Origin of the sequence: Neobacillus drentensis NBRC 102427 (genome assembly GCF_001591445.1) — a bacterium.
GTDB lineage: Bacteria > Bacillota > Bacilli > Bacillales > Cytobacillaceae > Neobacillus > Neobacillus drentensis.
The window spans coordinates 1-24,002 of sequence record NZ_BCUX01000062.1 but is presented as its reverse complement, the minus strand read 5'-3'; the positions used below and the strand labels follow the sequence as shown (position 1 = coordinate 24,002).

Sequence of the window (24,002 nt, the reverse complement as noted above, 5' to 3'; positions counted from 1 at the left end):
AGCACGCCCGCGCAGCGCTGTGCGCATGAAGCGGAAATCAACAGACAAGTTTAACACAGCCTTTTTTTAAAAGGATCCTTATTGAAGCTTTGCAGAAATAGATTTTAAAAGACTAAAACCAGATAATTTGAGCATGAGTTTTTCCTTGCCTCTAATACTCTTTTGTACATAAATGGAGACATCATCAATAATAAATTCATGAAAGCTAGTTATTTTTTTCGGCTTTCCAGGGACGGCTACCAGATCCTGGACTCCAGGAGCACAGCAAGCCTTTACTTCCATTGTTTTTACTGTTAGCTCATTACCTTTCAATGCAATCCATTCTTTTGCTCCTGAATCGATTTCAATATTCACCGATCTTCCACCCCTTCTATTAATCCTATTATCTAGTATAATATAGAAAAATATCAAATTTTTTAAAAAAATCGGATGACAGAGCCACCGCCCAATATATGTCAAGATTTGTAGAATCCCCATCTACTTGTCTTAGTAATTGTGAATGTCCCCTCTGACCACAATCGTGCGCTATCCTTGAACAAGGATAAGCGCTCATTTTTCATTTAAGGCAGGAAGCTTTTATTAAGCGGCAATTATATCGTTGTGATATCTAAAGATTTTGTGAACTATTTCTAAACTAATTAATATTAATTCCGTGAACATATGATAACTATAAAAATGGAATAGCAGCACAAGAAAAAGGTTGAGAGGACAATGGCAAATACATAGAGTATACTTAGACCTTAAACAATTTTTAACTATTGTTACGAATCCAGCTAGTCAACTGACTGATTTCGAAAGTAAAGAAAGTAGGAAAGTAAATCGTGGAAAGTACCATTACGTCTTTTTTAATAGGATATCGAGATAGGAGATAAAAATTTATGTCAGTGATTCATAATGAATTTGTAGTTAAAAATCCAAGGTTATTAATAGTGGCAATTGCGTTAGGAGTCATTTTAAACCCATTAAATACGACGATGATTACGGTAGCATTGCCATCAATCCAAAATGAGTTTCTACTTACATCAGGAGATATTTCTTGGTTAATTGCTTCCTATTTCATTGTAAGTGCTGTTTTTTTACCTCTTATCGGTAAATTAAGTGACTTTTACGGAAGGAAGAAAATCTTTCTATGTGGATTGATTTTTGTTGCTATTTCTTCCCTTTTGGCTCCGTTATCTCAAAATATGTTGTTTTTAGTTGGAATGAGAACGATACAAGCAATCGGGACATCCGCTCTTTATCCCGCCGGAATAGGGATGGTTCGAGTTTATATTAGTAAAAACCAAAATAGAGTAATCGCTACATTAGCTGTATTTGCAACCACTTCAGCAGCATTTGGACCAACGATAAGTGGATTATTAATTCAGTATGGCGGATGGCCTATTATCTTTTATGTTAACTTTCCTGTTATCATTATGTCTGCGATGCTTGCTTTAAAATATATTCCCAAAGACATAAAGAATGAGGAAAAAACATTCAAATGGGATATTATCGGGATTATTTTGTTTGGTTCACTCATGTCTTGTTGGATGGTCTTTTTACAATCATTAGAAAGAGGTTTCAATATATGGACCTTCATTCTGTCAATCATGATTACCCTTATATTTTATTACTATGAAAAAAAGAGAACGGAGCCATTTATCAATGTTGGTTTTTTAACCAAAAACTTAAATGTCTCCTTCATTTATGTTCAATATATATTAGCAACCATTGTTTTTTTCGCTATGCTTCTTTTCATGCCCACTTATTTACAAAATGTACTCATGCTTGACTCCAAAACAGCAGGAATAATGATGCTTTCTATTTCTGTATTTGCTTTGTTGATGACTCCTATTGCGACCCGTTGGATAGAAAGTATTGGATTCAGAACCCCGTTAATATTTGGTGCCATAGTAGGGATTGTAGGTGTTGGTTTATTACTAACTTTCAATAATACCTCCGCTCTAGTCTGGTTGTTCACGATATTAGCCATTATTGGAATAAGTAATGGAGTACTTAACATAGGTTCACAAAACCTTCTCTACTCTATTGTTAAGAAAGAACAAAGTGGAATTGCTTCGGGTTTACTGATGACATCTAGATTTATAGGGAACATCCTTGCCTCTAGTTTATATGGTGTGATGTTTGCATCTGGAATAAATGATGTGAATAAAAATTCAATGACCTCGGTCTTATTAATCGTATCAGTTATTATGATTCCGGGAATAGTCTTCATTACAAAGAACAAAGCTTTAATAGGTAAACAATAGAATAGGAAGTTTCTCTTTTCCCGTACAGTTCTATCGAGACCATGGGGACGGTTCTGGCGGTACTAACCTTAATCCCGTTGCCAGTCACGCCCCGATATTTGTCGAAGATTGATAGGTTGTTAGAGAGGCGATAAATGATAATATAGAGGTGCAACTGAAATTGTGAGGGTGGTTGGTTGTTGATCTTCTTTCCTTTTTTGGAAAGGAGGTGATGACCATGGAAACATTTCTTGAAATTCTACGAGAAGTTCTGAAGGGAGTTATGCGTGAATTAATCGCATATTTCTTTAGGAAAAACGTTCTAGAAAACAAGAAAACCACCCCGCGCCGTTGGAAGCAAAAGGGTGGTTCGCACAAATAACAGACTTTAACAACCATCACCCTGACGGTAGAGGTTGCAGGAGAGAAGTGGTACAACACTTCTCTCTTTTTTTATTATATGTCAATTATACACAAAAAAATTCCCTTTTAAAAGGGAATATGAAAAGAGATCACCAGGCAATGCAGTGTGGGTCCTTTTTGTGTGGAAAGAGGCGCGTTCCCGTTGCCTAGTATAGTAAATAGGTTTAAATAATAAAAAAGACCACCATTTTTATAGTAAAATGGAAGTACCTATCACAGAACTTCCAATACTATTCCCTACCAAGGAGCTGAAAATGATGGCTGAACATTAGGGTCAGATCTTACCGATTGGGGGAACAGGTTAAGCACCCAATCTGATAAATAGACGGAACAATTCCGCTTAATTAGTAAATCATATCAAAAATACTCCAAATAGACGGAGAGATTCCGCCTATTGACTCAAAAAAAGGAAAATTAGAGGATTTTGCCTTGCTTAACCGGAAAACCTCCCCTTATTTACCCCTAAATGGGCTTCATTCTGTATTTAACCGGAAAATCTCCGCTTATTTACCTTTCGATGGTTACTCAAAACGGTTCCCTCTGACTACTTGCAGAATACTTTTTATCCGGGTGGCCCTTCACCTTCAATCTTCTAGTGTCACTAACCTATGGCACGAGTGGCATGCAGTCATGGCGATATTCATACGACAACAAAGTGGAAAAGGGGATTGAGGGAAGGAATGACTAGATACTAGATAAAGGCAACAATACAAGGTACAATATAAAAGGTAATCGGTTATATAGATAAAAGGGGAGTGTGTATGGTTACCAGAAAAGATGTGGCTCTAAAGGCAGGAGTTTCACCATCAACAGTATCGCGTGTCATCAATAATAACGGGTATGTTGCCTTCGAAGCAAGAAAACGAATAGAAGCGGCCATTGCCGAACTGAACTACATACCGAACCGAGCGGCACAAAATTTACGGACGAAATCCTATCGACAAATTGCTTGTATCTCCCCCGCTATTAGTAACTCCTTTTTTGCAGAAATGTTTATGGGGATTGAGGAAATGGCGATTGAGCTCGGATATTCGTTATCTTTATATAATATTACGAATAGAAAACAAAATTATTTAAAGCAAGTTTTAGAAGGCCCTTATGATGGCATGATTCTGCTGGCATCTCATGAATTAATTATGATTAAAGAACTTCTCGAAAGTATGCAAAAGGTGCCATTGTCCATCTATTGGGATCGAATTGAAAAAATAAACATTCCTCGTGAAGCAGGACTTCCTCATGTATATATCGATTTACAGAAGGTAATGAGGCAATCTGTAGAATATTTGATAGCTAATGGACATAATGAAATTCTTTTTTTAGGCCATTATTATAGTAAAGAAAGAAACAGTAATTCAAGATACATGGGTTATGAAATGGCTATGAAGGAACATCACTTACCGATCAAGGATTATTATCGAATATTTATTGAAATGTATGAAGATAAATTGTCGACCGGTTATGAAGCAATCAAGATGTTATTGGATAAAGGACAACATTTTACTGCTGTAGCTGCGTCTAATGATTTGTTAGCAGCTGGAGCAATAAGGGCGATTATCGAAAGTGGGAAAAAGGTTCCTGAGGATATTTCAGTCATAGGTGTTGATAATATTGAGCTAGCTAAAATCGTAACACCAACGTTGACCACGATGAATATTCCAAAAAGGGAAATTGGCAGAATGTTAGTTCAGCAATTGATGGACCAAATTCACAATGAAAATACTATTGAGCAAAGTATTGAAGTGGAAGTGATGTTGAAGGAAAGAGAATCAGTAAAAAATTTAGTAATCTAATAATTTCCATTGACAACGGTTACAAAATAATCTATTTTAAAACATAGCAGGAAGAAAATATCTAATTGAATAAATCGATGCAAGATGGCTTCAAAGGATATTTTACTAAATAATGTGGTCACGTAACCATATTATTTTTTCTGCAACGTGGTTACGTGACCACGTTAATTTTTTTCACAGTGTGGTTACGTGACCATAACTAATTTTAAAAAAGGGGAGCGAAAAAAATGAAAAGGTTATCAGTATGGTTGTCACTATTATTGGTTCTAACTGTTTTTTTGACAGCATGTAGTAGTGGAAAAGATGAAAAGGCTAGTTCTACTGAAGGAAAAGCTACCATTACTGTGGCATCCTGGAATGCCGCTGCGGATGCTTTAACAGAACAAATCGAGGGATTTAACAAAAAGTACCCAGATATAAAAGTGGAAGTGCTACATACAGATACTGGATATTCTAAAGTTACCCCAGCCTTAGCAGCAGGGACAGGAGCTCCGGATATTATTCAAACACAAGCAAGGGATTTTCCGGCATTTCTTCAGAAGTTTCCTGATCAATTTGTGGATATAACAGACGAAACGAAAAAATATAAAGATGATTTTATTGAGTCTTCTTGGAAAAGCGTTACACAAGATCAAAAAATATATGCCATGCCATGGGATGTAGGTCCAACGGCTTTATATTATCGAACCGATTTATTTGAAAAAGCAGGCATAGATGTTGAATCGGTGAAAACATGGGACGATTATATTGAAGCAGGTAAGAAATTAAAAGAAACATTCCCTGACACAGCGATGACCCTCTATACCGATGATTTTAATCTTTATGAAATCTTCTTAAACCAATTGGGTGGTTCTTATGTGAAAGATGGAAAAATTAATGTGAATTCACCGGAATCAGAAAAAGCACTTTTACTTCAAAAGAAAATGAAAGATGAGGGCATCGCCATTAATGTTCACGATGGCAATGGACGAATTCCGGCGTTAACGAACGATAAAGTTGCCAGTGTTATTTTACCTGTATGGTATGCGGGAACATTAAGCCATTCTGTTGAAAAACAAGCAGGTAAATGGGGCATCGTTCCGATTCCAGCTTTTGAAGTGGGTGGAAATACACAAGCCAATTTAGGCGGCTCCGTCTTAGCAGTGTCAAAACAGTCTAAAAATGCGGATGCAGCATTTAAATTTATTGAATATGTGTTAACGACAGACGAGGGCCAAAAGATCATGCTAAAATACGGACTTTTCCCTTCCTATACTCCTTTCTATAAAAGTGAAGCATTTAATTCAAAAGATGAGTATTTTGGAATGGAATTATATCCTTTCTTTGCGAAACAAACCACAACCATTAAAGATATGGAATATGGTCCGATTATGTTAGATGCAACGAAACCGCTTAAAGATATGATTGATGGTGTGTTAGCGGGAAATGATGTAAAGAAAATGATGGGAACTACTGCAGAATCTATTTCGAAATCTACTAAGCTTAAAGTAAATCATTAGAAAAACTAATAAGGTAGGTGTTTGATAGTTGAACACCTACTCCTTTCATAGGAGGTGCCAAAATGAGGGAAACAGCTGTTGGAAAAATGACAAAACCTTCTGTTGTTAGTAAGAAAAAATGGAATCAAAAAATATTAACTCCCTACCTATTTCTATCACCGTTTTTCATCGTGTTTGCCATTTTCATGGTGTATCCCATTTTTGAATCATTGTATTTATCCTTTACCTCTGCTCAAGGAAACCAGGCAGAATGGGTAGGTCTTGAAAACTTTAAAAACATCTTAACAGACGGATTATTTTGGAAATCACTATCCAATGTATTTATCATTTTAATTGTTCAAGTACCGCTCATGCTCATTATAGGAACATTATTAGCTGTCCTATTAAACTCCAAATTTATTAAGGGAAAGGCCATCTTTCGATTATTTATCTTTTTGCCGGTATTAATTGATTTAGTCACCTATTCCATTGTCTTTACCCTTATTTTTAATGAGCAATACGGAATGATGAATTACCTTTTAGGACTGATTCATATTGACCCTATTCATTGGTTTAGTGACCCGTTCTGGTCGAAAGTGTTAATTATTATTGCAGTGACATGGAGATGGACCGGTTATAATACGATTATTTTGCTGGCGGGAATCACAACGATTGATGACTCGTTGTATGAATCTGCTGACGTAGATGGGGCCAACAAATTCACCCAATTCTTTAAGATCACCATTCCCATGTTAAAACCAATCCTGTTGTTTTGTGGAATTCTTTCTACCATTGGGACGATTCAATTATTTACGGAGCCTTCCTTATTAACCGCGGGCGGACCAAACAATGCTACCAATACACCTATTATGTACCTTTATCAATTTGGATTTCAAAGCTTCCAATTTGGCTATGCATCAGCCGCGGCGTATATTATTACCATTATCGTTGGGATTATTAGCTTCTTCCAAATCAAGGTTTCAAAAGGAGGAGAGATTTAATGAAAGGACCATCCTTCTTAAAAAAATCAGCAGGATATCTATTTTTAATTATTGCTAGTATCGCCTCTGTGTATCCGTTTTATTGGATGTTTGTAGGTTCTACGCTATCAGATAGTGACATTTTTCAAAGTCCACCCAAGTTATTACCGAGTGGGGAGTTTATGAATAACATAACCGGACTAGCGGATTCAGCCCCTATTTGGAGTGCCTTGGGTAATAGTTTACTCATCTCTACTATTTTTACAATTGCGACCCTTTATTTGTGTGCGATTGCAGGGTATGCCTTCGCAAAATATGAGTTTAAAGGGAAAAATATCATGTTTGTTATCGTATTAGTGACGATGATGCTGCCACACCAAGTAACATTAATTCCCTTGTTCAAAATGATCATCGGGTTCGGCTGGCAAGATCAACCACAGGCGGTCATTTTACCAGCGCTTGCGAATGCCTTTGGGGTCTTTTTTATGAGGCAAAATATGATGAGTATTCCGACTGAAATGATAGAAGCGGCGAGAATTGATGGAGCTAGTGAATTGTCCATTTTTCATAAAATTATTTTGCCTACATCCTTACCGCCATTAGCTGCTTTAGGCATATTAAGTTTTATCCAACAATGGGGCAATTATTTGTGGCCGCTTATTATTTTACAGAATAGAGAAAGTACAACGTTACCTGTTCTATTATCCCAATTAGTGGCTCCAGGCCAGGTCGTCTATTATGGTCAAGTATTAGCGGGAACGGTTATCAGTATCGTGCCGGTATTAATCTTATTCCTATTATTGCAAAAGTATTTTATCAGCGGAATATATGGGGGTTCTGTTAAAGGGTAATATCGAGAGGAGAATGAAGATGAGTTTACAAAATGATTGGGAAAACTTGAACGTGTTACATAAGAATCGACTGCATCCTAGGTCAACCTTTTTTAGCTATAAAAGTAAACAAGAAGCCCTGACGTATGAGCGAGGAGACTCACAGAGTTTCCTATTGCTCAACGGCAATTGGAAATTTCATTACGCGAACTCACCGATGGAATCACCGAGTGACTTTTACCAGGAGGATTACTCCACTGATCATTGGGCGGATATTAGCGTTCCATCTCATTGGCAATTAAAAGGATACGGAAAACCGCATTATACAAATGTCCAGTATCCTTTTCCAGTTGAACCTCCGTATATTCCATCTGAGAATCCAACGGGATCATACAGCCGAACCTTTTATGTCACAAAAGAAGCTTTACAGGGGAAGTTACACCTCATGTTTGAGGGTGTTGATAGCTCTTTCCATGTTTGGGTGAATGGGTGTTTCGTAGGGTATAGTCAAGGCAGCCGACTTCATTCAGAGTTTGATATAACTGATTTTGTAAGAGAAGGCGAGAATCGGATCTCGGTACGCGTCTATCAATGGACCGAATCCTCTTATATTGAAGATCAAGATATGTGGTGGTTAAGCGGAATATTTAGGGATGTCTACATTCTCTCGAAACCAGATGTGCATATCCGTGATTTGTTTTTGAATGGCACTTTAGAACATGACTATCAAGATGGCCGACTTGATATTGAGATTGCTTTATCAGGAGTGTATCAAGATCATACAGTGGAAGTGGAAATCCAACAGGAGGGCACTGTTGTTGCTTTACACAAACAAGGTGTAGTGAGCGAAACGGTGACAGGTTCGATCCATTTGGGACAGGTGAAGTCGTGGAATGCTGAAACTCCCTTCTTATATGATGTGGTGGTTACTCTACTAAATCCTGCAGGGGAAGTGGTAGAAGTTATTCCACAAAAATGCGGATTTAGAACAGTTGAGATTAAAGGCGGTCAATTACTCGTGAATGGTGTAGCCATTATGTTTAAAGGCGTAAATCGACATGATGCCCATCCTGATTACGGAAGGGCTGTCCCATTACGTTCCATGATTGACGATTTAGTTTTAATGAAACAGCATAACATTAATGCCATCCGAACCGCGCATTATCCTAACGACCCGAGGTTCTATGATCTTTGTGATCAATTTGGCTTTTATGTGATAGATGAGGCTGATCTTGAGTGTCATGGGTTGACTAGGATTGGGCAGCCACATGCATTAAGTAATGATCCAGCATGGAAACATGCCTATTTAGATCGAATGGAAAGGTTGGTAGAACGAGATAAAAATCATCCTTCCGTCATTATGTGGTCATTAGGGAATGAGTCCGGTTTTGGACAAAATCATGTGGCGATGTATGAATGGGCAAAAAGAAGAGACCCTTCCAGACTGGTCCACTATGAAGGGGAGACAAGGGAAATGCTGCTAGCGGATGACTTTGTCCCAACGAAGGATCCAGTCGCAACAGATGTTCATACGTCCATGTATACACCAATTGAAAAACTGAAGGTAATCGGGGGATTAACCTACTTAAACAAGCCCCATATTTTATGCGAGTATGCCCATGCAATGGGAAATGGCCCAGGTGGTTTCAAAGAATATTGGGAGACCTTTTATGCCTATGATCGATTACAGGGCGGTTTTGTTTGGGAATGGGTTGATCACGGTTTACGCCAATATACAGAAGAGGGTAAGGAATATTTTGCATACGGCGGAGATTTTGGAGAGGCACCACATGATGGAAACTTTGTGATCGATGGATTGATTCGGCCGGATCGTGAGCCATCTCCGGCATTAGCTGAATTTAAAAAGGTGATTGAACCTGTCATCACATCCGATTTTAATGATAAAGAAAACACCATACTAATCCAAAATCGATTTGATTTTTCCAATTTATCAACGTTACAATGTGAGTGGTTTATTGAAGCTGACGGGCAAATCCTTGAAGGTGGAATAGTCGATGTTCCAGACATTCCTGCAAACACAGCCAAAGTGGTTGACTTACCGATCCATCTGCCGACTGTGGTGAAGGAAAATACAGATTATTGGTTAAATCTCGTTTGGAAGACGAAAGAAAATACACGATGGGCTGGTTCAGGTCATCCGGTTGCGTGGTCTCAATATGAACTCCCAATCGCTCGTTTTGCTCCGATTGAACCACACTATTCAGGCCAATTAACGGTTAAAGATAAAACTACCACCACGAAAATAACTGGACCTGACTTTGAATTGACCTTTAATAAACAAAATGGACGAATCGAAGATTTTTGTTTTGATAGTCAGCTAGTGATGTCGAAAGGACCAAGGTTACATTTTTGGAGAGCACCGACCGATAATGATTTATTGGGTTCTGTAGAGTTCAACGCAAGCTCCGTTACCAAACGATGGAAGGAATTTAGCGTACATGCCATTCAACATAGAATAATCGGAACGGACGTCTCCATCAGTGAAGATCTCCAGTCCGTTGTCATTCAGTGTGAAGCCAAACTGGCACCACCGGTTCTTGCGTGGGGATTCCATGTGACCTATCGCTATACCATCGATGCGAATGGAAGAATTGTAGTTGAGATCAAGGGCGTGAAATCTGGTGAGGGACCTCAGTATCTGCCGCGAATTGGTGTGGAGATGGTGGTAGAAGATACCTACGATTACGTGCAGTGGTATGGTCTAGGACCAAATGAAGCTTATAGTGATAGCAGGCAGGCGTCGAAGATGAACGTTTGGTCATCAACCGTTGCTGACTTGCATACGCCGTATGTGGTCCCGCAAGAAAACGGGAATCGCCATCAAACCAAATGGGCAAGTTTTACAGAAGAGAGTGGAAAAGGATTGTTCATCAGTGGATCCACTTTTGATTTCACTGCAAGCTATTATACGGTTGAACAGTTGGAGGACGCCAAGCATACAAGTGACCTATTTAAACAGCCGTATATCACCTTACATGTGGATAAACAGCAATACGGGCTGGGCTCAGCCAGCTGTGGTCAAGAAGTGCAGGAACAATATCGCTTGGAAAACGAAAACTTTGAATTTGCATTTTCGATGCTGCCATATGATGAAAATGCCCATTCACCTATTGCTTTAAGTAAGAGGTTTCCTAGTGTAACACATCAACCGAAAGAAGAATTGCAGAAACGGTAATGGCTTAGTCGTTTTTACTACTGGTTTCCCGTGCCTGTCATATATCATAAAAAGAGGCTGGGTTCATTATGAATCCGGCCTCTCTTCCTTATTAGGCAAGGGTGTAATCTGTCACATTGCGGTCGATTACTCTTGATTCCGGTGACTGTAACGCATTCATAGGTGAATTCCAGTGCGTTTATATTTGCGATTTACTTGTTTGCACCTCTAAAGTAAACCCGTAATAAAATTTTCATCTCCGAGGGGAAATAGCTTCTCCTTTTCGAATCGCTAGCCGAAGCACTTCCTTTTCGACAAAGGGCAGAGATGTCTGGTCCAGTTCATCACCCATCCACCGGCCAATCACTTGCTGAACAGGTTAAGCACCCAATCTGATAAATAGACGGAGAATTTTCTCTTAATTAGTAAATAGCCCTAAAATTAGCTTAAATAGACGGAGAGATTCCGCCTATTGACTCGAAAAACGTGAAATTAGAGGATTTTGACTTGCATAAGCGGAAAACCTCCCCTTATTTACCCCTAAACGAGCTTCATTCTGTATTTAACCGGAAAATCTCCGCTTATTTACCTTTCGTTGATTACTCAACGGAGGACAAGACTTCTTATTTAAAAGAAAGCAGTGGGGACTGACCTTTTTTATCCGAACTCACCAAAAATATCCCCTGCCCTTTTTACATTCTCGTTTCTATATAAGAGGTAGAAGGAACGTAAGCCAATCGGTGGGCTGAAATCATCTTACGATCGAATCAAGGTTCCTTTACAAAAAAGCTTAAAGGAGAGGTTCAGATGAGTAGGTTGTTGATTAAGGAAAGTCCAGTCATGATTATCCCAGGTTTGGCGGTGAAGATTGGTTTAAATGAGGCTGTGGTGCTGCAGCAAATACATTATTGGCTCGGAATTAGTAAGCATAAGATTGAGGGAAGAACCTGGGTGTATAACACTTATGAGGAGTGGCAGAAGCAGCTTCCCTTTTGGTCGGTCAGTACCATTAAGCGGACGATTCATTCATTAGAGATGAAGGGGTTACTTCTGTCTGCAAATTTTAATGCGATGAAAATGGACAAGACGAAATGGTACAGCATTGACTATGATCAACTGCAAGAGCATGAAGACAGCACAATTGAACGTCCAGCTAGTCCTACTCCGGATTTTGCAACGGAGGAAGTGGCGGAGAATACGAAGGAAATGGATGTCAGTCCATCTGTGAAAAAGATCATCCCATTTGATGAAATTATCCAATATTTAAATGAGAAGACAGGGAAGAACTTTAGAGCAGGCTCGAATTAAACAAAGGAATTGATTCATGCCAGGTATGGAGAAGGGTTTACGCTCGAGGATTTTAAAAGGGTCATTGATATAAAGTCAGTAGAATGGCAGTCTGATCCTAAGTGGAATAAGTTTCTACGTCCAGAGACGCTATTTGGGACAAAATTTGAAGCCTATCTCAATCAGCAAGAAGGAAAGAAGAAAATGTCTGAGGAGGATTTTAACTTTGACGACTAAAAAAAGGATTTACCAATCTAAGTGCGACAATTCCTTCTGAAACGCTGAGTATGCAGTTTTCCAATTTAAACCTTTCTCATAGAATAAGGTCAACGTCTTATTCAATTTTTTCTGTGATACCTTAGCTAAGCTGGTTCCTTTTGGGACAAACACGCAATAAGCCGTCTATGTTCCCGTGGCATGAAGCAACCGTTCAACTCCCAGTGACCAACCGTTTCTTGTTTTTTTAACCTCTTTTGGGTGTTTTTGAATGGAACTTCTAATATTAAAACGGCTCTTAGCCCCCCTTGTCCTTTGGCGCTTTATGGGTACTTGCTGTCTTTTAGATATGGCACTTAATATTACAATTCAATTCATAATAAAATTGTCCCTTTCATAAAGTTCTAAATATACATCGTTTGTCTGAAGCCAATGTATATGCGTGGAAAGATGATATAGGAGATGAGGAGATGCCTAACAGTTTAAACAAGAAGGCTGAGCTTAATGTCATCTATATCGTTCTAGATGATGTAGGTTATTCAGCTTTAGGCTGCTATGGTTCAGAGATTGAGACACCTTATATTAATTCGGTAGCCGAAAATGGACTTAGGTACAATAACTTTACAGTCACTCCTTTGTGTTCTCCTACTCGTGCCTGTTTGCTGACAGGGCGAAACTGTCACTCGGTGGGGGTGGGAATGGTTTCGGATATAGATTGGGGACCTGAATATCCTAATAAACGGGGAAGAATTTCAAATTCTGCTGCCACTCTGGCTGAAATTTTAAAATCAAATGGGATGGCTACTTATATGGTTGGGAAGTGGCACCTTGTCCCAGGTCATGAGGCCGCTTCAAGCGGCCCCTTTGGGAACTGGCCGCTTTCAAAAGGATTTGAACGGTATTATGGCTTTTTAATAGCAAAAACAGACCAGTATACGCCGGATTTAGTATATGATAATCATCGCGTACAGAAGCCTGAAAAATCTAATTATCATTTATCTGAGGACCTTGTTGATAAAACAGTAGAGTTTTTGACTGATCACATCTCTGTTACTCCGGACCGTCCATTTTTCCTATATTTAGCCTTCGGGGCGCTGCATGAGCCTCATCAGGTACCAAAGGAATACATCGAAAAATATAAGGGTGTTTACGATAAAGGATGGGACCGCATAAGGGAAGATCGCTTCAAACGGCAAAAGGAGATAGGGATCATTCCGCCTAAAACGGAACTGGTTGAACGTAATCCAGGAATTAAATCCTGGGATGAATTAACACCAAAAGAAAAAAGATTGTTTATCAAATTTCAAGAGACATATTCGGGCTTTCTTACTCACACAGACCAGCAAATTGGCAGACTGCTAAATTTTTTAAAATTAAAAAACAAGCTTGATGATACGATTATTGTTTTACTTTCTGATAATGGAGGAAGCCAAGAAGGAGGTTGGAATGGTTCGATTAATGATTCTGCCCATTTCAATGGTATCGAGGAAAGTGTGAATGAAATGTATGAACATGTGGAGGAAATAGGAGGGCCTTTGACAAGCCCTAATTATCCTAAAGGATGGTCGCAGGTATGTAATACGCCTTTTAAATATTATAAACAAAATACGTTTTATGGTGGGACACATGTCCCCCTCATCATCCAATGCCCTCAAAGGATTTCAGACCCAGGATCAATACGTTCCCAATTTTATCATGCAATCGATATCACTCCTACTATCCTTGACCTTCTACAAATTGAGGCCCCGTCCATATATGACGGTGTGACACAAATGCCGCTACATGGTGTCAGTATGTTGAATACATTCACAGAGTCAAAAGCCCCGTCAAAGAGAAAAAATCAATATTTTGAAATGCTTGGACATCGTGCCATCTGGCAGGATGGGTGGATGGCTGTCACTTACCATGAAAGAGGTGTACCTTTTGAGGAAGATCACTGGGAGCTATACCATGTAGATCAGGATTTTTCACAAAAGTATAATTTGGCTGCAAAGTATCCTAAAAAATTAAAAGAGCTTCAACAAATATGGTGGGAGGAAGCGAAGAAGTATGGCGTGCTGCCTCTAAATGACAATCCATACAGAAAAGGATATTTCGGCTTGCAGGAGGGAAGAACTACCTTTATTTTCTATCCAGGCATGGCTCATTTGCCATCGACTGCCGCACCGATTATCACACGTTCTTCCTATTCCATTAGCATTCCCATCTTCCGTTCTAATCCTGCAGAACAAGGAGTATTAATTGCCCATGGCAATCACTCAAGCGGATATTCCCTCTATATAAAAGATAACTACCTATTCTATGAATATAATTATGTTGGCACAGTCTATCATATTCAATCTCCAGCTCAAGTGCCAATTGGAAATTCAACCATAATATTTGATTTTAAACGAGGTCAAGAAACAAGTGGTATGGGCAGCCTTTCGATCAATAGCCAGCAGGTTGGCACAATTTTCATGCCCCGTACATTGCCTTTTATAATTTCTGTTGAGGGATTGGATATAGGGCGGGATCGATTGTCTGCTGTAAGTGCTAACTACCCAGTGCCAGAATTTCCGTTTAGCGGGCAAATCAAGAAAGCGGTTATTGAACTTTATAGGGAATTTAAGAGAGATATTTGCATTCAAATAAATGGAACGATTCAATATCTTTAAATAGAAAGGTGGCGGTCCATTTGGACAGTTTCCACATTCTAGCTAAGCCGACTGGTTCGCTTTGCAATCTTGATTGCAATTACTGTTTTTACACGGAAAAGGAGGTTTTATTTCCGAAAAACCATTCCTTTCAAATGTCTGATGGTGTTTTAGAGTCGTATATTAAACAGTATATTGCCTCTCAAAATACCAAGGAAATTGTGTTTGCCTGGCAGGGAGGAGAGCCAACTCTAATGGGCTTGGATTTCTTCTCAAAAGCTGCAGCATTGCAAAAAAAGTATGCGAACGGGAAACAAATCACCAATACGATTCAAACGAATGGGACATTATTAAATGATCAATGGTGTGAATTCTTTTCAGCCGAACGTTTCTTAGTAGGGATAAGCATAGATGGACCAGAGCACATTCACGACAAGTACCGGACTGACCGTGGTGGGAAGCCTACTTTTGGATTGGTCATGAAGGGGCTTTCTCTGTTAAAGAAACATGATGTACAATTTAACGTTCTTACCTGCGTTACAAGAAATTCCGCTTATAAGCCGATGGAAATTTATCACTTTTTCAAGCACCAAGGCATTCAATATATACAGTTTATCCCCATTGTTGAACGAGAAGTGAATGAAGGAGCTACAAAGCTGTCTCTAAATCATGCAACCCCTCCTTCACTTTTAATGGAAGAATCCCAACAAACCGTAACCCCTTGGACGGTAGAACCGGAAATGTACGGGGAATTCCTTATTCACATATTTAATGAGTGGGTTCAGCAGGATGTAGGATCTATTTTTGTCATGAATTTTGAATGGGCATTAGCTTCCTGGGTAGGAATTCCGTCACCCATTTGTATTTTTGCAGAAGAGTGCGGGCAGGCAGTGGTGATGGAGCACAATGGAGATTTATATTCTTGTGATCATTATGTTTATCCGGAATACCGATTAGGAAATATAAAAGACGACCTTGTAAACATGATTAATCTGCCATCACAGCTTGTCTTTGGCCAGAAGAAGCGTGACACACTTCCTTCCGTATGCAAAAGCTGCCCTGTTCGATTTGCCTGTCACGGTGAATGCCCGAAACATAGATTTCTAGTTTCCGAAGACAATGAACCAGGATTGAATTATTTATGTGCATCCTATAAAAAATATTTTAGCTATATTGATCCTTATATGAAATTAATGAGGCAGTTGCTGCAAGATGGAAGCCCAGCCTCCTTTATTAAAGAAATACTTATGAAATAATGTATTATTTTTAGTTAAAGGAGGGTTTTTACCTCATTTTGATTTATCACGGGGAACCGTACCATAAGTAAATGAGGTTTTTTATGAAAAACAGAAACAGCACCGTTCCATTTTGTGTGGAAGGTGCTGTTTTGATTAGATAAACATTTGATGCATGAAGTATTTTTTTGTTTAACTAGTTCTTCATATTTTGCTTGTTCTAAATTAATTTTATTATCTAAAGTTGAAAGGACTTGGATTATTTTTTTCTGTTCCTTCAGCAAGTCGATTTTTTCTTGTTGAAGTTGCATTTTTCCTTCTAATGACTCTTTAATATAAGCCATCTAGCTGGAAATAAACGGATGTAATCCTCGATAACAGACTGGGAATAATATATTAGGAAATCTAATTGTGTATTTGTTAATTTTAAATCATAAAGAAGAGCTTCAGGAATTGTGTAATAATCATACAATTGGTAAGGGTTTAGTTTAATGACCTTGAGTTTTTTGTTTTTTATATATTCTAGAAGAACTCTTTTCTGGAGTTTAAAGCTCTCCTCCAGCTCTTTTTCGTATTTTATTATTTAACAATCTAGGCGCATAGATCTAATAGATCAAGGGTCTTTTTTTTGTGCCAGATTGTGTAATTCTACGGGCTGTTCTTGAGAGAATATATGATAACGTTAATTAAATAGATTTCATATTTATGAAATTATTTCATAGTAGATTGCGTATTGCACTTATATATATTATATTATTCACGAATATGAAATTCGGGGTGAAGTGATGAATATAGGAATGGAAATAAAGAAATTGAGGACTGAAAAAGGAATTACTTTGAAAGAGTTAAGTGAAAAAAGCGAACTATCTGTTGGATTTTTGTCTCAATTAGAAAGGGGGCTTACTACCATAGCAGTTGATTCACTTGAAAAACTAGCTGATATTTTGGAAGTACATTTAACACATTTTTTTGATTATCCACTTAAAAGGAACGATATGGTTTTAAGAAGTTATGAACAAGAAATGATGGATTCAGTAGAAGGTGGTTTTATTAAGTATAGTTTAAGTACAAATTTGGAAAATAAACAACTTGTTCCAAGGCTTATAGAAATTCTTCCACAAAAAAAAGATGAAGAAATATTATCCTATAAGCATGAGGGAGAAGAGTTCATTTATGTTTTAGAGGGTATATTAACAGTTTACATAAATGGTAAGAGGCATGAAGTGTATCCTGGTGACAGTGTTCATATGGACTCAAATATTGACCACAATTGGGCTAATTATACTAACAAAAAGGTCAAGCTCATAGCTGTTAATACTCCTAATTATATCTACAATAGTGGGTTGTATACTACAGATGATGATTAGTAAAGACATTATATAAAGTTAATAGAAAGTGATAATAACAATGGATAAATTTGTATTATATCTAATCGGTTCTTTTTTTGTAATCGGAGCTATTGATTATATTACCGGAAATCATTTGAAACTGGGTGAGAAATTTGAGGAAGGCATAAAGACCATGGGGGCTTTAGGGCTTGGGATGATAGGAATTCTTTCTTTAGCCCCTATATTTACAAATTTTTTAGCCGCTGAGATTATTCCAATCTGTAAAGTTCTTCATCTAGATCCTTCTATCGTTCCTGCAGCATTTTTAGCTATAGATATGGGGGGCTATCAAATGGCTAATGAGCTAGCATTGACAAAGGAAATGGGGGCATTCGCAGGAATTATCATCGCATCTACTTTAGGAGCCACAATTTGTTTTTCAATACCTGTCGCGTTAGGGATGCTTTCTAAAGAGGATGAAAAATATTTTTCTAAGGGTGTGTTGGTTGGAATTATTACTATACCAATAGGATGTCTTGCAGCAGGCTTATGGCAAAAAATAGATATCAATATATTAGTATGGAATCTGGTACCTATATTTGTTTTTGCCATTATTTTAGGGGCAGGATTATTAAAAGCTCCTCATGTTTTTATAAAAGTTTTTAATGTATTTGGAAAGCTTATAATGAGTTTGAGTACTGTTGGATTACTTTTACAAGGTATAGATGTGATATTTGGTGTAAGGCTTGTCTCAGGATTAGCACCACTATCTGAATCTACTGTTATAGTTGGCAAGATCGCATTTGTTTTAGGTGGGGCATATCCTATGCTAGCACTTATTAATCGAATTTTTAAAAATAGTTTTAAAGAAATAGGGGAGAAATTTGGAATTAATTCAGTGTCAGTAGCGGGGATTCTAGGAAATTTGGCTAGTAATCTGTTGATATTTGGAACATATAAGGAAATGAATCCTAAAGGAAAAGTGGTATGTACTGCCTTTGGAGTAAGTGGAGCATTTGTATTTGGTGGTCAATTTGGATTTGTGTCAGGAGTAGCTCCAGAAATGTTAGGAGCGTTTATAATATCAAAGCTTACAGCCGGAATAATTAGTATAGTACTAGCCGTATGGCTGTATGATCGTGAAAGTAAACAATTTAGTCATAAGGAAAATGGAGGTAATTGTAATGAATATCAGGGATAGGGTCGAAAAGCTAAGGCAGCTAATGAAAGAAAATCAAATGGATGCTTATATAATTCCCAGTTTTGATGCACATCAGAGTGAATATGTAGCAGACCATTGGAAAGGTAGACAATGGATATCAGGATTTACAGGGTCTGCAGGTACTGTAGTTATTACATTAGAGGATGCTGGGTTATGGACAGATGGCAGATACTATATTCAAGCTGAAAAGCAGCTTGATAGCTCAGGAATCAGATTATTCAGAATGGTGGATCCAGGGGTACCATTTTATACAGAATGGCTCGCAGATGTTCTTAAAGAAGGAAGCATTGTGGGCTTTGATGGAAATGTTTTTTCAATTAATATGGTTAAAAAGATGGAAAAAGATCTAAAAGCAAAGAGAATTGTATTAAAAATGAATCAAGATTTAATTGGTAATCTGTGGGAAGATAGACCGGAGATTCCTAAAGGACCCATTTTTACTCATGACGTAAAATATGCAGGTAAATCACGCGTAGAAAAATTAAATGAAGTAAGAGAAGAAATGAAAAATATAGGAGCAAATTATTATATTTTAACTTCCCTTGATGACATTGCATGGCTTTTGAATATAAGAGGGGCGGATGTGCCTAACAATCCAGTTGTAATAGCTAATGTTATCGTAGCAGAACATAAATGTTATTTATTTATTGATTCTTGCAAGGTTCCCTCTTTGGTTAAATTAGAACTGGAGGCTGAAGGAATCGAGTTAAAAGTGAATCATGAAATACAAATATTCTTGGAAAATCTTTCAATCGAAGATGCCATTATTTTAGATACGGATAAAACAAATATCAGATTATATAATGCCATTAACAGTAATACAAAGAAAATTGAAAGTCCAAACATCACGACTAATTTAAAAGCTATTAAAAATGAAGTTGAGATAAAAAATTTAAAATGGTGTGAAATAAAAGATGGTTTAGCCATGGTGAAATTTATAAAATGGCTAAAGAACTTTGTAGACAAAGAAGAAATTACAGAGATTACTGCAGAAGAAAGATTAGAAGATTTCAGAAGAGAGCAGGAAGGATATGTTGGACCTAGCTTTGATACGATAGCAGGTTATAAAGAACATGCTGCGATGATGCATTATAAAGCCAATAAAGAAACGCAATATACTCTTAAGAATGAAGGTCTCTTTTTAATTGATTCAGGCGGACAGTATTATGATGGAACAACAGATATTACACGAACGATTGTTTTAGGAAAACTTACCGATGAACAAAAAAGAGATTTTACATTGGTGTTAAAAGGATTTATTGCATTAAGCTCAGTAAAATATTTATACGGAGCAACAGGCTCTAACTTAGATGTTTTAGCAAGACAACCAATTTGGCAGTATGGTTTAGACTATAAATGCGGTACAGGACATGGGGTAGGTTTTTTCTTGAATGTTCATGAAGGACCACAAAGCATAAGGAATAATAATCATGTTGTATTAGAAAAAGGCATGATTATTACGAATGAACCAGGAATATACCTTGAAGGTAAATATGGAATTAGAATTGAAAATATGATGGTAGTAGTTGAAGACGAGAAAACAGAGTTTGGTCAATTTATGAAGTTTGAAGCAATCACGTATTGCCCTATCGATTTAGCCGGTATCAATAAAGATATGTTAACAGAGAGTGAAAAGCAATGGTTAAACAGTTATCATCAAGAGGTATACACAAAGCTAGCTCCTTATTTAAATGAAGAAGAGAGAGCATGGCTAAGGGAAGAAACTAGGGAAATATAAATAGGTATTGCTTATCTAACACAATAGGACAATATTTTGGGATAAATAATAAACAATAGCGAATTAATTTTAAGATTAATGAAGCAAGGAAATACGTCGATAGCTACTGGCATGAGAAAATATTTGCCTACTATATAAAACTCATTTAGATATATTACGGAGAACCGTATCATAAGTAAATGGGGTTTTGGATTCATGAAAATAATAACAAGTCAAAAATACCAAGTGATGAATAATTATTTGCATATTTTTGGTCATCTCTCCTGTTTCTTAACTTTGGTATCTACGTTATTTTATGTAGATACCGACGTTAAAGAGAAGCCTCGACGATGCCAACAGATTGTTCAGCAAGTGATTGGCCGGTGGATGGGTGATGAACTGGACCAGACATCTCTGTCCTTTGTCGAAAAGGAAGTGCTTCGGCTAGCGATTCGAAAAGGAGAAGCCATTTCCCCTGTAGAAGTCGAGAAGTGCTTAAAGCTAAGTGACAAGACGGTAAAAAAAGTACTTTCTAAACTAGTCGATAAAAAGATGTTGATTCCCGCATCTGGGAGCGTGAGGATCGGCTCTTATCGGTTGGGGGAACAGGTTAAGCACCCAATCTGATTGATGGGGGGATTAAGTTAAGCACCCGATCTGATAAATAGACGGAACAATTCCGCTTAATTAGTAAATCATATTAAAAATACTCCAAATAGACGGAGAGATTCCGCCTATTGACTCGAAAAACTGGAAATTAGAGGATTTTGCCTTGCTTAACCGGAAAATCTCCCCTTATTTACCCCTAAACGAGCTTCATTCTTTATTTAACCGGAAAATCTCCGATTATTTTACTATCGCTTGTTACTCAATTAAGGAAAAGACTTCTTATTTAAAGGAAGTGAGATGAAAGGCGGGTTTTAGTATTTTTTCCAAGAAACCCTTATTTAGATGCGTTGCGGAGAACTGTATCACAGGGAAATGAGGTTTTTAAACCTTGAGAATAAAAATTAACGAGAACATACAATCCCTTTCATTAGATTAGTAGATTGAACAAACACCCCCTTTGATTCTGGATATCACAAGGGGGATCCATACTTACTAAATGGAAAACCTGCGGAAATTCCCCCAACTCTCTTGTTTAGCAAATTGAGGGTAGGCGGACATAAAATTAACTATGATTGAAGCATGATCTAGATTTGGGTAGGCGTCGAATAAAAAACGATCGCCGTATCGAATCGCTGATAATGCCAGCGGTAATTCACGCCTAAATATTTCATTGCGTTTTGCTGCTGCATCTTGGTTAATTTGTCCTTGATCGATATATAAATAGACACAGTAATAGAAGGTATTTCCGTTTGTTTTCCATTCACCTAATACCTCATCCCTCATAGGATTGATTTTATCCCAGGCATACTTCTTTCCGATTGCTAAAAATAGTTCACCAGATAAATCAGAGTGAGTTAGTGTATAATATCTTGGAATAATAGGTTCCGTAGCAGTCACACCATCCAGGTATTCCACAGATAGTTTTTCTGGAATGAATTTGGTCAAGCAATCAACTCCAATCAGCTTTTTTTATCAATATGCTCATTAGAATTTATTCATTCGATATTTCTTGATTTATAAAATATGTAAAATTTCAATTAAAATATTAAATCAATGTGAGAAGTTCTTCCTTTCTTTGAAGGATAGATTCCGAAAGATTCTGGAATTAGTTGTGTTGAACGGGAGAGCAATTCAGATACAGTTACACTTTTATACTCGTTCTTGTCTAAAAAGTCCAAAATGTTATCTAATGCTTTAACGGTAGAACAGGTTTGAGTATACTCACTACCATGCCAATCATGAAAAAGAATAATATTACCTGGCTTTATTCCATTTTTTATATAACTGCACATTTGATTTACCGGAGGATCTGCCCAATCACGGGAATCTTGACCCCATGACCATAATACGACTGTTTTACCATTCTTTAAAGCTGTATTGATAATTACATCATTATAAAAGCCTCCTACAGGCCGATAGAGTGAAGGTTTTAAACCAGTGAATTGGTTAATCATTTTATCTGTTTCTTCTAATTCGGATGATAGTTTTGCCGAGGTTATATTTCCATAAGTATGGTGGAAAGTATGATTAGCAATTTCATGGCCCTCTCTCACTTCTCTTTTTAAAAGATCAGGAAATCGGACAACTTTATTGCCAGCTACAAAAAAGGTAGCTTTCGCATCATGTTTTGCCAATATATCAAGTATTTGTGAAGTGAAAACAGGATGAGGTCCATCATCGAAAGTAAGGGCAACTAACTTTTCCTTTGTGTTTACTTCCCAAATAACACGCCCTGTTTTTTCATATACTTCTCGACTATTAGTGGATGCAGTCGCATTTACTTGAAAGGAGAATAAAAGAATCGATAAAAGGCTGGTAATGAACAAAATTTTTTTCATTGGATACTTTCCTCCTCTATGATGAACATATTATTTGAAGTCTTTATTAAAAATATTCAAATACCATGCCTAATCACGCCTCGAGTGTTGAAATAACTGGTAATCTGCCGAAGATAATAGGAGTTCTCGTCCGAGAATGATAGAATAAGATTTATTAAATTTTTTTAGGAGTAATTAACGTGCAAAATAAAATGGAAAAGACAATGTCAGTTAATCAGAAAATCCAATCCCTCATACCTTGGATTTTAGTATTCGTTTGGATGTTCCTTATATTTAATATGTCTGCTCAACCAGCTACTCAATCTAACTCTCTTAGTACGGAAGTAACCGAAAAGTTGACCGAACTATTGAATGAAATCACTCCTGGGGTAGATATGAATATGGAGCAATTAAACCATATCGTAAGAAAAAATGCGCATTTCTTTGCCTACTTAATCCTTGCTATATTGGTACGAAACGCTTTGAAAAAAGGTAAAATCTCAGAAGGTAAGAACTTGCTTCTAGCTATTGGGCTTTGCGTCGTTTATGCCGCTTCAGATGAATTTCACCAGATTTTTGTTCCGGGTAGAGGTCCGCAGGTAAAGGATGTTTTCATTGATAGTGCTGGGGCCGTCGTAGGAATTGGGATTTATCAACTAGTGAATAAAATTGTTAAACATAAAGCTAAACACTGATGCCCAAGGGGGACGATTCTTGGACGTTTTTTAGCTCGTTCTTCTAAACACAAAAAACCACCAAGTTTCTACTTGAAAGTAGAGGCTGGTGGCTTCTTTCATTTAAGTTCTCTCTCTCATCCGCTCAGGAAGTGTCTGTATTGATTGGACGACTAAATCTAGCTTTGCTTCAATTCGGTAAAGCAAATAGAGTGTCACAACGATGGGGAATCCCACCTGGCTGATGATTGGAATCAACTGTTCCACTTTTCTCTCCTCCTTCTATTATTTTTAAAAAGAGGCTGGATTCATCATGAATCCGGCCTCTTTTCCTTATTGATTAGGAAATTATAAAATTAG

Annotated in this window: 21 protein-coding genes; 16 read left to right on the top strand and 5 right to left on the bottom strand. The window is 37.5% G+C overall.

Translation table 11 applies throughout. The features are described from left to right. Nucleotides 1-78: 78 nt before the first annotated feature. Nucleotides 79-354, bottom strand: a complete 276-nt coding sequence (locus tag BDR01S_RS21445) for a CC/Se motif family (seleno)protein (RefSeq protein ID WP_066248239.1) — start codon at nucleotides 352-354, stop codon at nucleotides 79-81. 524 nt (nucleotides 355-878) lie between these two features. On the opposite strand from BDR01S_RS21445, the gene BDR01S_RS21440 reads away from it, so the two are divergent. The 11 genes from BDR01S_RS21440 to BDR01S_RS21400 all read left to right on the top strand — a co-directional run bounded on the left by BDR01S_RS21440 (nucleotide 879) and on the right by BDR01S_RS21400 (nucleotide 16,296). Then, nucleotides 879-2,249, top strand: coding sequence for an MFS transporter (locus tag BDR01S_RS21440; RefSeq protein WP_066248236.1), 1,371 nt, complete (start codon nucleotides 879-881; stop codon nucleotides 2,247-2,249). 217 nt (nucleotides 2,250-2,466) lie between these two features. Next, nucleotides 2,467-2,610, top strand: a complete 144-nt coding sequence (locus BDR01S_RS25925) for a hypothetical protein (protein ID WP_169801471.1) — start codon at nucleotides 2,467-2,469, stop codon at nucleotides 2,608-2,610. Nucleotides 2,611-3,412: 802 nt separating this feature from the next. Next, complete coding sequence (locus BDR01S_RS21435) at nucleotides 3,413-4,441, top strand: LacI family DNA-binding transcriptional regulator (RefSeq protein ID WP_066248233.1); 1,029 nt, start codon at nucleotides 3,413-3,415, stop codon at nucleotides 4,439-4,441. Between the two features lie 227 nt (nucleotides 4,442-4,668). Then, entirely contained in the window at nucleotides 4,669-5,940 is a 1,272-nt protein-coding gene (locus BDR01S_RS21430) for an ABC transporter substrate-binding protein (protein ID WP_066248230.1), read from the top strand. Nucleotides 5,941-6,002: 62 nt separating this feature from the next. Continuing rightward, nucleotides 6,003-6,920, top strand: coding sequence for a carbohydrate ABC transporter permease (locus BDR01S_RS21425; protein WP_235846632.1), 918 nt, complete (start codon nucleotides 6,003-6,005; stop codon nucleotides 6,918-6,920). Continuing rightward, nucleotides 6,920-7,750 carry a carbohydrate ABC transporter permease gene (locus BDR01S_RS21420; RefSeq protein ID WP_066248226.1) on the top strand — a complete coding sequence of 277 codons (831 nt, stop codon included), beginning with the start codon at nucleotides 6,920-6,922 and terminating at the stop codon, nucleotides 7,748-7,750. The genes BDR01S_RS21425 and BDR01S_RS21420 overlap by 1 nt, the downstream gene beginning before the upstream one ends. A 19-nt stretch (nucleotides 7,751-7,769) precedes the next feature. After that, on the top strand, nucleotides 7,770-10,925 hold the full coding sequence (gene lacZ / locus BDR01S_RS21415) for a beta-galactosidase, LacZ type (RefSeq protein WP_066248224.1): 3,156 nt from the start codon (nucleotides 7,770-7,772) through the stop codon (nucleotides 10,923-10,925). Between the two features lie 786 nt (nucleotides 10,926-11,711). Then, entirely contained in the window at nucleotides 11,712-12,212 is a 501-nt protein-coding gene (locus BDR01S_RS21410) for a hypothetical protein (protein WP_169801470.1), read from the top strand. A 9-nt stretch (nucleotides 12,213-12,221) separates the two neighbouring features. After that, nucleotides 12,222-12,428: a conserved phage C-terminal domain-containing protein gene (locus BDR01S_RS26340; protein ID WP_169801469.1), complete on the top strand. Its 207-nt coding sequence runs from the start codon at nucleotides 12,222-12,224 to the stop codon at nucleotides 12,426-12,428. Between the two features lie 449 nt (nucleotides 12,429-12,877). Continuing rightward, nucleotides 12,878-15,061 (top strand): arylsulfatase, encoded by a 2,184-nt coding sequence (locus tag BDR01S_RS21405; protein ID WP_082797535.1) that lies wholly within the window; start codon nucleotides 12,878-12,880, stop codon nucleotides 15,059-15,061. Nucleotides 15,062-15,069: 8 nt separating this feature from the next. After that, nucleotides 15,070-16,296: an anaerobic sulfatase maturase gene (locus BDR01S_RS21400; protein ID WP_066259484.1), complete on the top strand. Its 1,227-nt coding sequence runs from the start codon at nucleotides 15,070-15,072 to the stop codon at nucleotides 16,294-16,296. Nucleotides 16,297-16,310: 14 nt separating this feature from the next. On the opposite strand, the gene BDR01S_RS21395 is transcribed toward BDR01S_RS21400, so the two are convergent. Continuing rightward, nucleotides 16,311-16,619 (bottom strand): restriction endonuclease subunit S domain-containing protein, encoded by a 309-nt coding sequence (locus tag BDR01S_RS21395; protein WP_066248221.1) that lies wholly within the window; start codon nucleotides 16,617-16,619, stop codon nucleotides 16,311-16,313. A 441-nt stretch (nucleotides 16,620-17,060) separates the two neighbouring features. On the opposite strand from BDR01S_RS21395, the gene BDR01S_RS21390 reads away from it, so the two are divergent. From BDR01S_RS21390 to BDR01S_RS21375, 4 genes are all read left to right on the top strand, one after another. After that, on the top strand, nucleotides 17,061-17,642 hold the full coding sequence (locus BDR01S_RS21390) for a helix-turn-helix domain-containing protein (RefSeq protein ID WP_066248219.1): 582 nt from the start codon (nucleotides 17,061-17,063) through the stop codon (nucleotides 17,640-17,642). 40 nt (nucleotides 17,643-17,682) lie between these two features. After that, nucleotides 17,683-18,804, top strand: coding sequence for an ethanolamine utilization protein EutH (gene eutH / locus BDR01S_RS21385; RefSeq protein WP_066248218.1), 1,122 nt, complete (start codon nucleotides 17,683-17,685; stop codon nucleotides 18,802-18,804). Continuing rightward, nucleotides 18,788-20,563, top strand: coding sequence for an aminopeptidase P family protein (locus BDR01S_RS21380; RefSeq protein WP_066248215.1), 1,776 nt, complete (start codon nucleotides 18,788-18,790; stop codon nucleotides 20,561-20,563). Before eutH ends, BDR01S_RS21380 begins: the two co-directional genes overlap by 17 nt. Nucleotides 20,564-20,758: 195 nt before the next feature. Further along, nucleotides 20,759-21,169 (top strand): hypothetical protein, encoded by a 411-nt coding sequence (locus BDR01S_RS21375; protein ID WP_235846630.1) that lies wholly within the window; start codon nucleotides 20,759-20,761, stop codon nucleotides 21,167-21,169. Nucleotides 21,170-21,643: 474 nt separating this feature from the next. Here BDR01S_RS21375 and BDR01S_RS21370 read toward each other — a convergent pair whose 3' ends face one another. Next, the gene (locus tag BDR01S_RS21370) at nucleotides 21,644-22,096 is read right to left on the bottom strand and encodes a staygreen family protein (protein WP_066248213.1); all 453 of its coding nucleotides are present in this window, start codon (nucleotides 22,094-22,096) and stop codon (nucleotides 21,644-21,646) included. A gap of 92 nt (nucleotides 22,097-22,188) precedes the next feature. Beyond that, nucleotides 22,189-22,989 carry a polysaccharide deacetylase family protein gene (locus tag BDR01S_RS21365; protein WP_066248210.1) on the bottom strand — a complete coding sequence of 267 codons (801 nt, stop codon included), beginning with the start codon at nucleotides 22,987-22,989 and terminating at the stop codon, nucleotides 22,189-22,191. A gap of 179 nt (nucleotides 22,990-23,168) precedes the next feature. On the opposite strand from BDR01S_RS21365, the gene BDR01S_RS21360 reads away from it, so the two are divergent. Beyond that, a complete protein-coding gene (locus BDR01S_RS21360) occupies nucleotides 23,169-23,663 on the top strand; it encodes a VanZ family protein (RefSeq protein ID WP_235846629.1) in 495 nt (164 codons plus the stop codon). A 102-nt stretch (nucleotides 23,664-23,765) separates the two neighbouring features. Here the strand turns inward: BDR01S_RS21360 and BDR01S_RS21355 are convergent, their stop codons facing one another. Continuing rightward, nucleotides 23,766-23,909 carry a YvrJ family protein gene (locus BDR01S_RS21355; RefSeq protein ID WP_066248207.1) on the bottom strand — a complete coding sequence of 48 codons (144 nt, stop codon included), beginning with the start codon at nucleotides 23,907-23,909 and terminating at the stop codon, nucleotides 23,766-23,768. Nucleotides 23,910-24,002 lie beyond the last annotated feature (93 nt).